Source organism: Streptomyces sp. NPDC005303 (assembly GCF_040607335.1).
Lineage (GTDB): Bacteria > Actinomycetota > Actinomycetes > Streptomycetales > Streptomycetaceae > Streptomyces.
Genome location: NZ_JBEXGM010000020.1, coordinates 1 through 13403, shown reverse-complemented (window position 1 = coordinate 13403; position 13403 = coordinate 1). Strand labels below are relative to the sequence as shown.

11 protein-coding genes and 1 pseudogene are annotated in these 13403 nt (G+C 71.3%); 5 read left to right on the top strand and 7 right to left on the bottom strand.

The genetic code is table 11. The annotated features are described in order from the left end of the window. Positions 1–54 precede the first annotated feature (54 nt). The 3 genes from ABZT93_RS25465 to ABZT93_RS25455 all read left to right on the top strand — a co-directional run bounded on the left by ABZT93_RS25465 (position 55) and on the right by ABZT93_RS25455 (position 2860). Entirely contained in the window at positions 55–585 is a 531-nt protein-coding gene (locus ABZT93_RS25465; protein WP_356108552.1) for a TerD family protein, read from the top strand. A 201-nt stretch (positions 586–786) separates the two neighbouring features. Further along, a complete protein-coding gene (locus ABZT93_RS25460) occupies positions 787–1008 on the top strand; it encodes a hypothetical protein (protein ID WP_037706913.1) in 222 nt (73 codons plus the stop codon). 610 nt (positions 1009–1618) lie between these two features. After that, the gene (locus tag ABZT93_RS25455; RefSeq protein ID WP_356108549.1) at positions 1619–2860 is read left to right on the top strand and encodes an acyltransferase; all 1242 of its coding nucleotides are present in this window, start codon (positions 1619–1621) and stop codon (positions 2858–2860) included. A 50-nt stretch (positions 2861–2910) separates the two neighbouring features. Here ABZT93_RS25455 and ABZT93_RS25450 read toward each other — a convergent pair whose 3' ends face one another. From ABZT93_RS25450 to ABZT93_RS25430, 5 genes are all read right to left on the bottom strand, one after another. After that, the gene (locus ABZT93_RS25450; RefSeq protein WP_356108547.1) at positions 2911–4005 is read right to left on the bottom strand and encodes a DUF3533 domain-containing protein; all 1095 of its coding nucleotides are present in this window, start codon (positions 4003–4005) and stop codon (positions 2911–2913) included. A 91-nt stretch (positions 4006–4096) separates the two neighbouring features. Beyond that, a complete protein-coding gene (locus ABZT93_RS25445; RefSeq protein WP_356108544.1) occupies positions 4097–6532 on the bottom strand; it encodes a SpoIIE family protein phosphatase in 2436 nt (811 codons plus the stop codon). 147 nt (positions 6533–6679) lie between these two features. Further along, positions 6680–6985: an SCO5918 family protein gene (locus ABZT93_RS25440; RefSeq protein ID WP_356108541.1), complete on the bottom strand. Its 306-nt coding sequence runs from the start codon at positions 6983–6985 to the stop codon at positions 6680–6682. Between the two features lie 122 nt (positions 6986–7107). After that, the gene (locus ABZT93_RS25435; protein ID WP_356108538.1) at positions 7108–8538 is read right to left on the bottom strand and encodes a DEAD/DEAH box helicase; all 1431 of its coding nucleotides are present in this window, start codon (positions 8536–8538) and stop codon (positions 7108–7110) included. Positions 8539–8743: 205 nt separating this feature from the next. Next, positions 8744–8947, bottom strand: coding sequence for a cold-shock protein (locus tag ABZT93_RS25430; RefSeq protein WP_007383480.1), 204 nt, complete (start codon positions 8945–8947; stop codon positions 8744–8746). A gap of 790 nt (positions 8948–9737) precedes the next feature. On the opposite strand from ABZT93_RS25430, the gene ABZT93_RS25425 reads away from it, so the two are divergent. Beyond that, entirely contained in the window at positions 9738–11057 is a 1320-nt protein-coding gene (locus ABZT93_RS25425) for a phosphatase PAP2 family protein (protein WP_356108535.1), read from the top strand. A 19-nt stretch (positions 11058–11076) separates the two neighbouring features. Here the strand turns inward: ABZT93_RS25425 and ABZT93_RS25420 are convergent, their stop codons facing one another. Next, positions 11077–12402, bottom strand: a complete 1326-nt coding sequence (locus ABZT93_RS25420) for a helix-turn-helix transcriptional regulator (protein ID WP_356108533.1) — start codon at positions 12400–12402, stop codon at positions 11077–11079. A gap of 188 nt (positions 12403–12590) precedes the next feature. On the opposite strand from ABZT93_RS25420, the gene ABZT93_RS25415 reads away from it, so the two are divergent. Then, a complete protein-coding gene (locus ABZT93_RS25415) occupies positions 12591–13304 on the top strand; it encodes a DUF4232 domain-containing protein (RefSeq protein WP_356108530.1) in 714 nt (237 codons plus the stop codon). 9 nt (positions 13305–13313) lie between these two features. On the opposite strand, the pseudogene ABZT93_RS25410 reads toward ABZT93_RS25415, so the two are convergent. Next, a pseudogene (locus ABZT93_RS25410) lies at positions 13314–13403 on the bottom strand (MerR family DNA-binding transcriptional regulator); the annotation flags it as partial.

The following is a 13403-nucleotide window of genomic DNA, read 5'->3' as shown; positions in this document are numbered from 1 at the left end:
ACATACTTCAGCAAGCGGGAGAGTCCCGGGGGAACTCCGACGGGGAGCGGCTTGATGCATGCCGATGGTGCGGGTCTTGGCAAGGTGCAGGTGCGGCTCAAGTGGGACCCCAGCCCCTACGGGGAACCGGCCCGGCACCTCGACATCGTCGCCGCGACCTACGCGGCGGGCGACCCGTACGGACGGCCGGAGTACGTCGTGCACACCGAGAGCCGCTCGCCGGACGGCACCATCAACATGACCCGGCACAGCGAGACCGGCCTCGGCCTCGGGTTCGTCGAGGTGATGGAGCTGGAGTTCGAGCGCCTGTCGTCCGCCTACGGCCGGGTGGTGGTCGGCGTCGCCATCCACCAGAACGGCGGTCCCCGCACCTTCGGCGATCTCTCCCACGCCGGGGTGCTCGTCGTGGAGGGCTACCGGCAGCTGCTGGCGGACGACTTCGCGGGCGTCGCGGACGCCACGGCCGCGACGATTGCGGAGTTCACCCGGGACCCGTCGGGGGCGTGGCACCTCGCGGAGCTGATCAGGGGCTTCGACAGCAACCCCACGGGCTTCATGGCGGAGATGGGCAGCGCACGGGGGTGAGGGCGCCGGCCGGCTCAGTACGGCCGCCGGATCGGTGGCCCACCCCTGTCGGGCCCTTCCCGGCGATCTTCCCGGCGATCTTCGCGACGCCCTTCGCGACGCCCTTCGCGACGCCTTTCACGGCCCGCGGCCCGTTGCGTGTTCGTATCGGTCCGGGACAGACGGCGCGGGCGGGGCGGCCATAGGCGCATACTGAGGAAGATGACAAAGCCTGCTGCACCGAAGCGTCACTTGCCCACCAGCCCCTTCAAGGCACCGGTCGCACCCGCTCCCAAGCACTTCGCCGTGGGCGACCAGGTCACACACGACATGTACGGACTCGGCCGGGTGATCGGCGTCGAGGACGGAATCGCGGTCCTCGTTGATTTCGGCTCGTCGCAGATGCGGATCCTGAGTCCGTACTCGAAGATGACCAAGCTGTAGGAGAAAGGACCCCCTCTCATCGATCTGACCTCGCTGTTCTCCGCCCCCGAAGGGCAGCCCCAGCGCACCCCCGCGGCCCTGCCGCCCCCCACCACGAACCCCTTCAAGGCCCCGGATTTCGGGGACGACGAGGACGAGACCTTCCCGAGGCCGGAAGCGGCCTAGCCCGCCTCACCGCGCGGTGAGGTCGGACAGCGCTGCCCGATGAGCTCCTTTCCGTGGTCGTTGCCGTTCGGAGCGCGGGCCATCGAATGGACCTGCTTCCGGATCGGGCCGCCCCCCTGGCTCGCGCCGTGCGCGCAGGCCAGGGGCCCGGACAACACGACCCGCCCAGGTGACCTACGTGTCCGGCAGGCGGGAGCGGATCTCCGCCGGCGCTGACTTCGTCGCGCCCAGATTTCGTCGCGCCCAGACTCAGCCGCGCCCGCTTTCGGCCCGGCCCGCGCCCGCTTTCGGCACAGACCGGCGAGGCGGCGACCAGCTCACCCAAACCCCGCCCTCCCCGTGTGATGCGGCACAGCCCGCGCCCAGGCAGGCATGCGAGCGTGGATTCCGGTTAGGCGCACCGGGATTACTCGATTCAGCGGGCAGGTGAGCAGAGATCTCTTTCATGGCGAAGGCACCGGACTCGACAGCCGCGGCGGAAACGGAACGGGAAGGACGGGAGGCGGCGGACCCGACGGTCGGCGTCCGCAGACCCCCAGCCCCGGTCGCACCCCGTGCGAGCCGGGGTTTTCCGTCAGCGGTCTCCCGCACCGGCCGGGTGAGCGGCCTGGACGGACTGCGCACCCTCGCGGTCGCGCTGGTCGTCGTCCACCATGTGCAGCCCGACGTGCTGCCGGGTGGCGCGGTCGCCGTGGACGTCTTCTTCACCATCAGCGGCTTCGTCATCACCCGTCTGCTGATCGCCGAGTACGTCCGCCGCGGCGGCATCTCCCTCATGTCCTTCTACCGCCGCCGCTGGCTGCGACTGGTCCCCGCGATGCTGGCCGTGTGCGCGTTCTGCGTGCTGCTCGCGTCCACGACCGACCTGTGGGGCTTCCGGGGTTCCCTCCAGGCCGCGGGCTTCACGGCCGCCTTCCTCACCAACGTCGTACGGGCCTTGGAGCCCGGCCCCTACTCCGAGCTCACCGCCCCGCTCGCGCACACCTGGTCCCTGGGCGTGGAGGAGCAGTTCTACCTGCTGTGGCCGCTGGTCCTGCTCCTCCTGCTGCGACGCCTGCGGGCCCGCACGGTCCTGCTGTGCACGGCGGCCCTGTGCGTGCTCCCCCTGCTCTGGCGCTGCGTCCTGTGGAACCCGGAAGCGGCCCACCGCATCTACAACGGCACCGACACCCGCGCCGACCAGCTCCTCGCCGGCGCCCTGGTGGCCGTAGCCCTGGCACGCCTGCGGTCCGACGACCCCCGCCTCGCCCTCCTGCGCACCTGGTCCGCCCGCCTCGCCTGGCCGGCCCTCTCCCTGCTGGGCCTGGTCGCCTGGCGGTTCCCGGTCACCGGGGATCTCGGTGCCTGGACGGCCGCCTGGTACACGATCGGCTTCCTTGCCGTGGCGGCCCTGTCCGCCACCCTGGTCACGGCCCTGGAACTGCGCCCCGACGATCGTCTGTCCCGCCTGCTGGCCCTGACCCCGCTCACCTGGGTGGGCCGCAACCTCAGCTACGGCATCTATCTCTGGCACTACCCGGTCGTACGCCTCCTCGCCTCCCTCGGCGTGGAGGAGGGCCGACTGGCGGCGACGGTGACGCTGACGCTGCTGATGGCCCTCCTGTCGTACTACGCCGTCGAAAAGCCGTTCCTCCGAAGGGCACACGTGGGGAGGGCACGGGGGCCGGTGCCGGCCGTGGCGACGTAGTCGGGCGCCGACCGCGATGTGAAGCCGGGGCTACGGCTCGGCCGTACCGCTCATCGGACGGCCGCCGAGGCCTCCGTCCCCGCAGTAGCTCCTCGGCCTTCGCGCCACCAGGACGCTCCCCAGGCCAGCACCGCCCCGCCCACCGCGTACGCCCCCAGCACCCACAACGCCGACCCCGTCGCATGCCCCGAGAAGTACACCGTGTTGCGGACCAGCGTCGTCCCCGCACCCGGCGGCAGGGCCTGGCCGATCGCGCTCCAGAAGGCGGGGAGGAGGGGGGCCGGGTAGACGCCGCCCGAGCTCGGGTTGCCGAGGACCACGAACAACAGGATGACCAGGCCCGTGCCGAGCAGGCCCAGCAGGGTCTGCAGGGCCAGTGCCGTGGTCGCCGAGGCCAGGACGGTCAGGGTGCCGATCGCGCTCAGGGCCCAGAAGTGGCCGCCGAGGGCGTCGAACACCGGGCCCACGATCACCGCTCCGGCCACGCCCGACACCACCGCGTACGGGATGAGGGCCGCAAGGCGGATCAGGGTGCGGGGGCGGTTGGCCGGCCGGGAGCCGGACGCCATGCCCATGATCGTCGCGGTCAGATAGCCGCCGATCACCCAGCCCAGGACCAGGTAGAAGGACGTCATGCCGCGCCCGTCCCCGGAGTTGGGGGAGCGGATGTCTTTGACCGTGATCCGGCGTTTCTCCGAGGCCTCGATCTTCTGGGCGATCTGGGTGGCCGTCTGGGAGACCGACGGGCCGCCCGCCGAGGCGACCAGCAGGGTGTCCTCGGTGCCCTTCGGGTCGAAGAGAAAGGCCGCGTCCGTGCGGCGCGTCATGACCCAGTCGCGGGCAACGGCCGTACTGGAAGCGGCAGTCGCCTTCACCGGGTCGCCGTCCAGCGCGTTCAGCTGGGCGACGATCTTCGCGGAGGCCTGTTGGGGGGCCACCACCGCCACGGCGATCCGGTGGGGGGTGGGGGAGTGGAAGGCGCCTACGTAGGAGACGACGAAAGCCAGTTGGACCAGCAGGCCGCCGAGGACCAGGCCGAAGGCCCTGAACGTGACGGCGTCCTTGAACTCCGCCGCGAAACCAGGGGACTTGGGGGCCGGCTCGGTGAGAGACGGGCCGGCGGAAGGGCTGGAGGGTGCGTTCACGGCCGCATCGTCGCACAGGCGGGTGAATTCGCTGTTCCGTTTATCGTCCCGCGGCGACCGGGCAACCCGGGAGACCCAGTCACCCGCGATGTCACTCGTCCGGTAGCCCCAGCTCCGCCCAGATCGTCTTCCCCGTGGCCGTCTGCCGGCTCCCCCACCGTTCCGCCATCTGCGCGACCAGCAGCAGCCCCCGCCCGCCCTCGTCGAACACCCTCGCCCGCCGCAGGTGCGGAGCCGTACTGCTGCCGTCGGAGACCTCGCAGATCAGCGTCGAGTCACGGATCAGCCGGAGGACGACGGGATCGTCGCCGTAGCGGACGGCGTTCGTCACCAGTTCGCTGACGATGAGCTCCGTCGCGAAGGACGCGTCGCCCAGGCCCCACGACGTCACCTGTTCGCTCGCCGCCTTCCGGGCCCGTGCCACCGCCGCCGGGTCGCGCTGGAGGTGCCAGGTGCGGACCCTCTCGGCACCCAGGGCCGAGGTGCGGGCCAGCATCAGGACGATGTCGTCGGCGGGGCGGGCGGGAAGCACGGTCCGCAGGACCTCCTCGCAGGTCTCCTCCAGCGGCCCCGCCTTGTCGGCGAGGGCCCCGCGCAGCAGGTTCAGGCCGACCTCGATGTCGCGGTCGGCCGCCTCGACCAGACCGTCGGTGTAGAGGGCGAGCAGGCTGCCCTCCTCCAGTTCCACCTCGACGGACTCGAACGGCAGGCCGCCGAGGCCGAGGGGCGGGCCGGTCGGGAGCTTCAGGAAACGGACCTCACCGTCCGGGGTGACCACGGCGGGTGGCGGGTGGCCGGCGCGGGCCATCGTGCAGCGGCGGGAGACCGGGTCGTAGACGGCGTAGACGCAGGTGGCCCCGACCTCACTCGGGGTCGGGGCCTCCGCACCCCGGTCGCGGGTGTCCGGCCCCTCCTCCCGGTCGAGCCTGACGACCAGGTCGTCGAGCTGGGTGAGGAGTTCGTCGGGGGCGAGGTCCACGTCAGCGAGGGTCCGTACGGCCGTGCGCAGGCGGCCCATCGTCGCCGAGGCGTGGATGCCGTGGCCCACCACGTCGCCCACGACCAGGGCGACCCGGGCGCCGGACAGCGGGATCACGTCGAACCAGTCCCCGCCCACGTCCGCGCCGGAGCCCGCAGGGAGATAGCGGTACGCCACCTCCATGGCCGCGAGGTCCGGCGGGCGCTCGGGCAGCAGACTGCGCTGGAGGGTGAGCGCGGTACGGCGTTCGTGGGTGTAGCGGCGGGCGTTGTCCACGCTCACCGCGGCCCTCGCGACGATCTCCTCCGCGAGCAGCTGGTCGTCCTGGCTGAACGGCTCGGCCGTACGGTGCCGCAGGAAGTGCACCAGGCCCAGGGTGACCCCTCGGGCGCGCAGCGGCACCATCATCACCGAGTGGATCATGTACTTGGCCACGGTCTCGGCGCGGGCCCGGGAGGAGTGGATCCACTCCCGCATCCCGGGGTCCCCGGACTCCGGGCGGGTGCCGCGGCCGGCGATCAGGGCACGCATCGGGGGCGTGCCCACCGGGTAGAAGGTCCTCCCGCCGGTGGGGATCACCGCCTCCGGGCAGCCGTCCAGGACCGACCGTTGCGCTGTACGGCGTACCGTGACCGGCTGGTCCGGCGGCACCGGTGCCGGTTCCTCCCCGAGCGCCACCGACTCCAGCAAGTCCACGGTGACGAAGTCCGCGAAGCCCGATACGGCCACCTCGGCCAGTTCCTCGGCGGTCCGGGACACGTCCAGGGTGCTGCCGATGCGGAGGCTGGCGTCGTTGAGGACGGCGAGGCGGCGGCGGGCCCAGTACTGCTCGGTGGTGTCGAAGACGGCCGCGGACAGACCCCGCACCGCCCCGCTCTCGTCCTTCAGCGGGGAGAGGAACATCGACCAGGCATGGCCCCGCACCTCGCCGGGGGCCTGTCCGTAGTTCTCGTGGAAGAGCGGCTCGCCGGTGCGCAACACCTGCCGCTGGAGGCGGTCGTACTCGTCGAAGGGCGGGGTCGGCTCGATCTCCCACAGGCTCAGACCGCGCATCTCGGCCACGCTGCGGCCCATGACCTGGGTCATGACCTCGTTGGCCGACACCAGCCGGGCCTCGGTGTCGTAGACCGCCACCGGCACGGGCAACTGCGCGAGCGTGAGGTCCCACAGGGCCTGCGCGTCCGCTCCGACGGGCCCGGCCATGTGCTCCGGGACGGCGGTCATCAGCCACGGCCGCGCGCCGTCGCCGTCCGTGAGCGGTGTGGCCTTCAGCCGTACGACGACCCGGCCGCCGCTCCGGTGCCGCAGCGCGATCTCGGCGGCCCAGCCGCGGCCCTCGGCCATATGGCGGCGCGCGGACTCGGGCAGGTCGGCGGCGAGCAGTGCGGCGGCCGGCCGGCTCACGACCTCTTCGGCCTCGTATCCGAGCAGCTGACGCGCCCCGGTGCTCCACACCGTGATGGTCCCGCCGGCGTCGACGACGACGGCCAGGTCCTCGGGTACGCGTCCCTCCACGGTGCCTCCGGGTGTGCCGCCCCTGCTGTCCATGCTCCCAGCGTCCCGCCGCTCAGCTCCCCGCTCAAGAGATGTCAAGCGATGTCAAGCGATGACAGGAGGAACACGGCGGCTCTGCCGTGCGGAGCCGCCGTCCCGTGACCGCCGTGCTGCGACCGCCGTGCCGGGTGCCGGGTGATGTCAGCCCAGCGGGGTGTCGGCAGCCCAGGGGAGGGATGCCGCCGGGTCGTTGAAGGCTTCCTGGCGGGGCGGCTGGACCTCGTGACAGGTGAAGCCCAGCCGGGTCAGGGCACGGCCCACCTCGCTGGCGGTGAAGTCGCGGCGGTCCTGCCGGGTGATCACCTGACCGACCTGCTTGACCGGGTAGACGTGGGGGCCGACGGTCACACACAGGCCGGTGGCGGGTTCGGGCTGGACGCCGTCCATCGACCTCTCGACCTCGCTCATGGTCAGGTCGAAGGGAAAACGTGCGATGACGATGCGCATGGTGCCTCCACGGGGAGCGGTCGGGACGTGACGGTGAGAACGGCCAGGGTGCGGCCCTGTTCGTCTCCTTCTCGACGGGGACGCCGGCGGCACGGCCACCGGGCCCGTCAGCGGTCGTACGGCTATCGGCTGGTGGGGGTGGAGCGGCGGCGGCCCCGCGCGGAGCGGCTGCTGCGGTTGCGTCCCGCGGACCCGGAACGCTTCGGGGCCTCGGCGGGCGCGGGGGCGGGGAGGGTGACGGGCACGCCGGAGGGGGTGCGGGCGCCGGTGATCCGGTTCAGCTCGGCCTCGCCCGGGCGGACCCGGGTGGTCCGCGCGGTGACGCCGGCGTCGGACATCAGCCGGTCCACCGAGCGCCGCTGGTGCGGCAGGACCAGCGTGACGACGGTGCCGGACTCACCGGCGCGTGCGGTACGGCCGCCGCGGTGCAGGTAGTCCTTGTGGTCGGCGGGCGGGTCGAAGTTGACGACGAGGTCGACGTCGTCGACGTGGATGCCGCGGGCCGCCACATTGGTGGCCACCAGGACGGTCACCTGACCGTCCTTGAACTGGCCGAGGGTGCGGGTGCGCTGCGGCTGGGACTTGCCGCCGTGCAGCGCCGAGGCCCGCACACCCACCGACAGCAGGTGCTTGGCCAGGCGCTCCGCCGCGTGCTTGGTGTCCAGGAACATGATCACGCGGCCGTCGCGGGCGGCGATCTCGGTGGCGGTGGCGTGCTTGTCGTCGTCCCGGACGTGCAGCAGGTGGTGGTCCATGGTGGTGACGGTGCCCGCGGACGGGTCGACCGAGTGCACCACCGGGTCGTGCAGGTAGTTGCGCACCAGCCGGTCGATGTTGCGGTCGAGCGTGGCGGAGAACAGCATCCGCTGGCCGTCGGGCCTCACCTGGTCGAGCAGGGCGGTGACCTGGGGCATGAAGCCCATGTCGGTCATCTGGTCGGCCTCGTCCAGGACGGTCATCGTCACCTGGTTCAGGCTGCAGTCGCCGCGCTCGATGAGGTCCTTGAGCCGGCCGGGCGTCGCCACCAGGACCTCGGCGCCGGCCCGCAGCGCGGACGCCTGCCGGCCGATCGACATACCGCCGACGACGGTGGCCGCGCGCAGGCGCAGCGCCCGCGCGTAGGGGGTGAGCGCGTCGGTGACCTGCTGGGCCAGTTCACGGGTCGGTACGAGGACCAGGGCGAGCGGGTGCCGGGGCTCGGCGCGCTTTCCGTCCAGTCGGGCCAGCAGCGGCAGACCGAAGGCGAGCGTCTTGCCCGAGCCGGTGCGGCCACGGCCGAGGACGTCACGGCCGGCCAGGGAGTTCGGCAGGGTCGCCGCCTGGATGGGGAAGGGCGTGGTCACACCCTCGGCCAGGAGCGCGGCCTGCAGGCGCTCGGGCAGGTCGAGGTCGGTGAACGCCTCCACCGCGGGCAGGGCCTCGGTGACGGTGGTGGGGAGGGTGAACTCGCCGCGAGGTGCGGCGGCCGGGCGGGAGCGCTGATGGCTCGCGCCCCGGGAGCGGAGGCGGGACGTGTTGTTCCCGGTGTTCCCGGTTCGGCGGGTGCGGTCCATGGGAGGGGAACCCTTCCTCGATGCGTGCGGCACGTGTCGAGGAATTCCTCCGAGGCGCGGCGAAACCGCACGAGAATTCGCAAGAAAGAGCCGGGGAGAAACGAAGAAAATCAGATTCTTCGGGACAATCAGATTCTTTCGCGGCAATGGGACAGGGCCCGCACCCGAAGAGTGCGGGCCCCAGCCGTGAAGATACGCGTCAGCGTCAGGCGGGAACGATGTTCTCGGCCTGCGGGCCCTTCTGGCCCTGCGTGACGTCGAAGGTAACCTTCTGGCCTTCCTGAAGCTCGCGGAAGCCGGAGGTGGCGATGTTCGAGTAGTGCGCGAACACGTCGGCGCCGCCGCCGTCCTGCTCGATGAAGCCGAAGCCCTTTTCCGCGTTGAACCACTTCACGGTGCCAGATGCCATATTGAATCTCCCTAGGGGGCAGTGCCGGGACCCGCACTGTACGGACCCCGAGTCGCCGCGATGGACTCCCCCCGGGATACCCGGAAAGACGCCGGTGAACTCATAGAAATTCTCCGGAAACCAAAACTGCAACTTTTATCACGGTAACACACGGTAGGTGGGCGGCTCTACGTCGCCCTGCATTCTGGTGGCGGCCGCTCCGAAAACTTCGCCGCGCCCCGCACGTGATTCTGTCGTGGCGGCGACAGTTATTCGTCGGGCGGTCGACGCGTCTCGTCGTCTCAGGGGAGGGTCGGAGGTCCGCTCCGTCGTGCCGATGGGTCGGCCTTCGTCGCCGAGAGGCCTGGGCGGGCCCTGGCACCTTGGTCCCGGGACGAGCAGAGCCGGACGCCGAGGCACTTCTGATCCTGATGTCGGAGCCCACGCATATGTGACGCCGTCACACCAGACTTTCGCACTCCGCCGAACCGCCCGAAACATCCCCCCCGGACGTCGGCGTGATCCATCACACGCACCTCCATCCAGGTGGCGTCACGGCCTGGCGATCGGCCGGGGCCTGATCCGGATCCTCGTGCAGGACGGCGCCGCCGAACGGTGTTCGATTACCGCCGTCATGTCATACCCTGCATCTTCGGTGAGCCGGGCTTCTCAGGGGGGACACAGGAACCCGGACCGCGATCCTTCCCTCTTTCTCAGTCGGGCGGGCGGTTCTCTGACGAGCATCTAGTGAAATTGGCCGAAATTGATACAAATGCCACCGCAGATTCGTTCGCGGGCGAGACTCTGGGCCGTGGCGGCCGTCGTGACGCTCGGGTTCTTCGTCGCGATGGAGCTCACCGCACATCGCTACGGCCTGCCGGGGCCGCTCGGCACTCAGATGCGCGAGTTCGTGTACCCGCCCAAGTCGGGCCCCCTGTTGTACGCCGGTCTGGCCCTGATGATGGTGGTGCTCACCTGGCGGCAACGGTTCCTCGCCCTCGGTGCCGCGATCGGCGTCGATCTCGCCATCGCGGCGGTCCGGTGGACGCTCGACATCAAGGTGACCCATGGCCACCCCTTCGGCAACGGCGCGCTCTGGGTGATCGTGGGCTGCGCGGTCATCGCCCTCACCCGCCGCACCGGCCCGGACCGCGTCCTGCTGCTGAAGGGTGTCGGTCTTGGCCTGCTCCTGGTGGCAGGCCGCAAGACCGGTGACACCTGGCTTCTCATCACCGCGAAGAGCCGGCACCTGGTCCTCGACCCGTACCTGGCGAACGCCGACCACGCCCTGGGCAACCCCTCGTGGATCATGGGCCGGATCGTCACCGCCACCGGCGCGATCGGCTTCAACTTCCTCGACACCATCTACGGCCAGCTGGCGGTGGCCGCGGTGGTCGTCGCGCTGTACCAACTGCGCAACGTGGGAACCGAGCGCCGCTTCCCACGCCACCACCTGGTGCGCACCTTCTTGCTGATCGGCCTCCTCGGACCGGCCATCTACATGATCTTCCCGGTGGTCGGACCGGTCTTCGCCTACGGCACCGGGACCGACCACTGGGCGTCGATCGCCCTGTGGTCACCGCAGATACCCAGCGACGGGCATTGGGCGGTGGCGAACCTGTGGCCGCAGACACCGCCGCCGATATCCGCCCCCCACTCCATACCGTTCGACGAGGTAACCCCCCGCAACTGCATGCCCAGCCTGCACACCGCCTGGGCCGTCGCGATCTTCATCCACTCCCGCACGGGCCCCCGCCTCCTGCGGTACGCGGGCACCTTCTGGCTGATCGCCACCCTCTGCGCCACGTTGGGCTTCGGCTACCACTACGGCGTGGACCTCGTCGCCGGTGTGGTGTTCACCCTCACCATCGAGGCGGGGGTGCGCGCGTTCGACCACGGCTGGGACCGGTCCGGCCTCCGGCTGACCGCCTACGGCGCGGCGGTCTTCGTCGCGCTCCTGATCTCGTACCGCTTCCTGCCGGTACGGATGGCCGAGTACCCGTGGCTGGCCGGACCGCTTCTCCTGCTGGCGATGGCCTCGGTGATCTACGGCTATCTGCGGACCGTCGCCCGGTGGGAACCGGCGACCGCGCCGGCGCGAGCGCCGCAACCGCAGCCCGAACTGCTGTGAACCGCGGCGGGCGCCCGGCTCAGCCGCCCGTCCGCTCGATCCACTCGCCGCCGCCCAGCGGATAGTCGTAGCCCGGGCGGCCCACGTCGGCGCTGGTGCGGAACGGCCTGCCGTCGTCGTCGATGTGGACGGTGCCGCTGCGGCCGCCGCTGGACCAGTCGAGGCTGAGGTCCCAGCGGACGTCGTGCGCCGTGCTGTGGGCGTTGATGTAGAAGACCTCCGGGTCGGACTCGCTGACCTTGTACGGGAAGTCGCGCTGGCCGTTCTTCACGGCGACCGTGGGGCTGCCGTTGTCCAGGTCGATGTCGAACGACTTGGTGCCGACCCCGCCTCCGCAGCCGACGCCCATCGAGTAGTCGTTCCAGGCGAGCGGCGCGTCCTTGGTGAGGAAGCGGACGTGCAGGGCGTTCAGGACGACGGTCTCCTCGCCGGTGCCCTGGACGGTGAGCGCGATCCGCTGCTCGCCCGAGGAGACCGCCCCGTACGCGGCGGCCCAGCGCGGCGCGTCCTGCTCGGACGCCGGCGGCCCGACCTGCGCGGGGTCGCTGTCGACGAGGAAGTGCTGGCTGCACGGACTGTCGTAGACGTAGGGGCGGACGCCGACGGTGAGCGGGACGGTGTCGGTGGCGCCGCCGCCGCTGTCCGCGCCCTGTCCGCCCCCGCCCTTCGAGGTGGCGGACCCTCCACCTTCGGCACCGGCTGTCCTGGTCGGAGAGGCGGTGGTCGAGGCGGACGGCTTGTGTCCGCTGCCGCCGGGAGACGGGGTGGCGGTGGGCCGCGCGGCGGTGCCGGCGTCCAGGGTGCCGGTGGACGCCGGCACCGTGGTGTCCCCGGCCCGGAGGGCCGTCGGACGCAGCGCGTAGGCGACGGCACCCAGCGCGGCGACCACCGCGAAGGCGGCGATCAGCGCGGTACCGCGACGACGGAACCGGGACGGGCGCGGGGGTGGTGCGGCCTCGGCGGCGGTGTCGATGACGACGGGCTCACCGTCCCCGGCCCCCGTCCCGTCTTCGGCCTCGGCGTCGCCCTCATCGGAACCGGCCTCCAGAGCGGAACCCCTGGCCGCGGCCTGGTCAGGCCTGCGCCCCCGTTCCGCGTCCGCCAGGATCCAGCGCCGGTGCAGCTCCACCAGCTCCTGCGGTGTGGCCCGGCAGACCCGCGCGAGGCGTTCCACCGGGGAGTACTCGACCGGCACCGCGGTGCCGTTGCAGTAGCGGTGCAGCGTCGACGTACTCATGTGCAGACGCTTGGCGAGCGTCCCGTAGCTCAGCCCCGACCGGTCCTTGAGCTCCCGCAGCAGCTGCGCGAACGCCTCGTTCCGCTCGGTCCCCGTTGCCCCTGACACCCGTTCCCCTCAACCCCCCGCGTCCCATTCACGCATTCCAGGGTATGTGCGTTCCCCCTGGTCAGAGCCCATTTCGGCGTTCCAGTGTCCCCAACCGCCCGCTGAGCGTGGCGGTCGGGACGGATCACCTCACAAGCTTCGGTCATCCAATCACCACCGCCACCCGAACTCCGAAGGGGCACATCGACATGTCCAGCACCTCCCGTACCCGTCTCGTCGCCGCCGCCGCGACCACCGTCCTCGCCGCGCTCTCGCTGACCGCGTGCAGTGACGGGACGGGCACCAAGGACGAGGGCCGCGCGACCGGCACGAGCCCGTCCGCCGTGACGTCTTCCCCGGCCGCGTCCTCCCCGGCTCCCTCGGCCACCACTCACTCGGCGGCCGCCACGGGCTCCTCCTCCGGCACCGGGCCCACGGACGGCACCCCGGCGTCCGCCAACCGGACCCCCGTGGCGAAGGCGCCCTCCTCCGCCAAGCCGGTCACCTGCGAGGGCTCCACCACCAGGACGGTCGCGGCCCCCCTGACCCGTCCCGTGAACCACATGCTGCTCACGGTGACCAACACCGGAAGCAAGAACTGCTACCTGTACGGCTACCCGGTCGTCCGCTTCGGCGAGGCCCAGGCCGTGCCGCCGGTCATCGAGGACTCGCAGCCGCAGGCGGTCGTCACGCTCGCACCGGGCGAGTCCGGCTACGCCTCCGTGAACCTCGCCGCCACCGACGGCAGCGGGGCGAACGGCTACACCGCGAAGACCCTGACCGTCTACTTCCAGGGCCGCTCCGGCAACGGGACCGTCGGCAGGGCCGCCAACCCCTCGCTGCCCGCGAAGGGCACCTACGTCGACGACTCCCTCAAGGTCACGTACTGGCAGCAGTCGATGGACGACGCCGTCAGCTGGTGACACAGCGCGTCAGGCGGGGCTGGAGGGGCTGGTTGTGGTGTTGGCGGCGCGGCGGTATTCGGCGTTGATGCGTTGGGCTTCTTCGAGTTGGTCTTCGAG

Excerpts from the sequence above, each read along its gene's own strand:
- ABZT93_RS25465 (WP_356108552.1), top strand. The coding sequence starts at position 55 with ATGCATGCCGATGGTGCGGGTCTTGGCAAGGTGCAGGTGCGGCTCAAG.
- ABZT93_RS25460 (WP_037706913.1), top strand. The coding sequence starts at position 787 with ATGACAAAGCCTGCTGCACCGAAGCGTCACTTGCCCACCAGCCCCTTC.
- ABZT93_RS25455 (WP_356108549.1), top strand. The coding sequence starts at position 1,619 with ATGGCGAAGGCACCGGACTCGACAGCCGCGGCGGAAACGGAACGGGAA.
- ABZT93_RS25445 (WP_356108544.1), bottom strand. The coding sequence starts at position 6,532 with ATGGACAGCAGGGGCGGCACACCCGGAGGCACCGTGGAGGGACGCGTA.
- ABZT93_RS25440 (WP_356108541.1), bottom strand. The coding sequence starts at position 6,985 with ATGCGCATCGTCATCGCACGTTTTCCCTTCGACCTGACCATGAGCGAG.
- ABZT93_RS25435 (WP_356108538.1), bottom strand. The coding sequence starts at position 8,538 with ATGGACCGCACCCGCCGAACCGGGAACACCGGGAACAACACGTCCCGC.
- ABZT93_RS25430 (WP_007383480.1), bottom strand. The coding sequence starts at position 8,947 with ATGGCATCTGGCACCGTGAAGTGGTTCAACGCGGAAAAGGGCTTCGGC.
- ABZT93_RS25415 (WP_356108530.1), top strand. The coding sequence starts at position 12,591 with ATGTCCAGCACCTCCCGTACCCGTCTCGTCGCCGCCGCCGCGACCACC.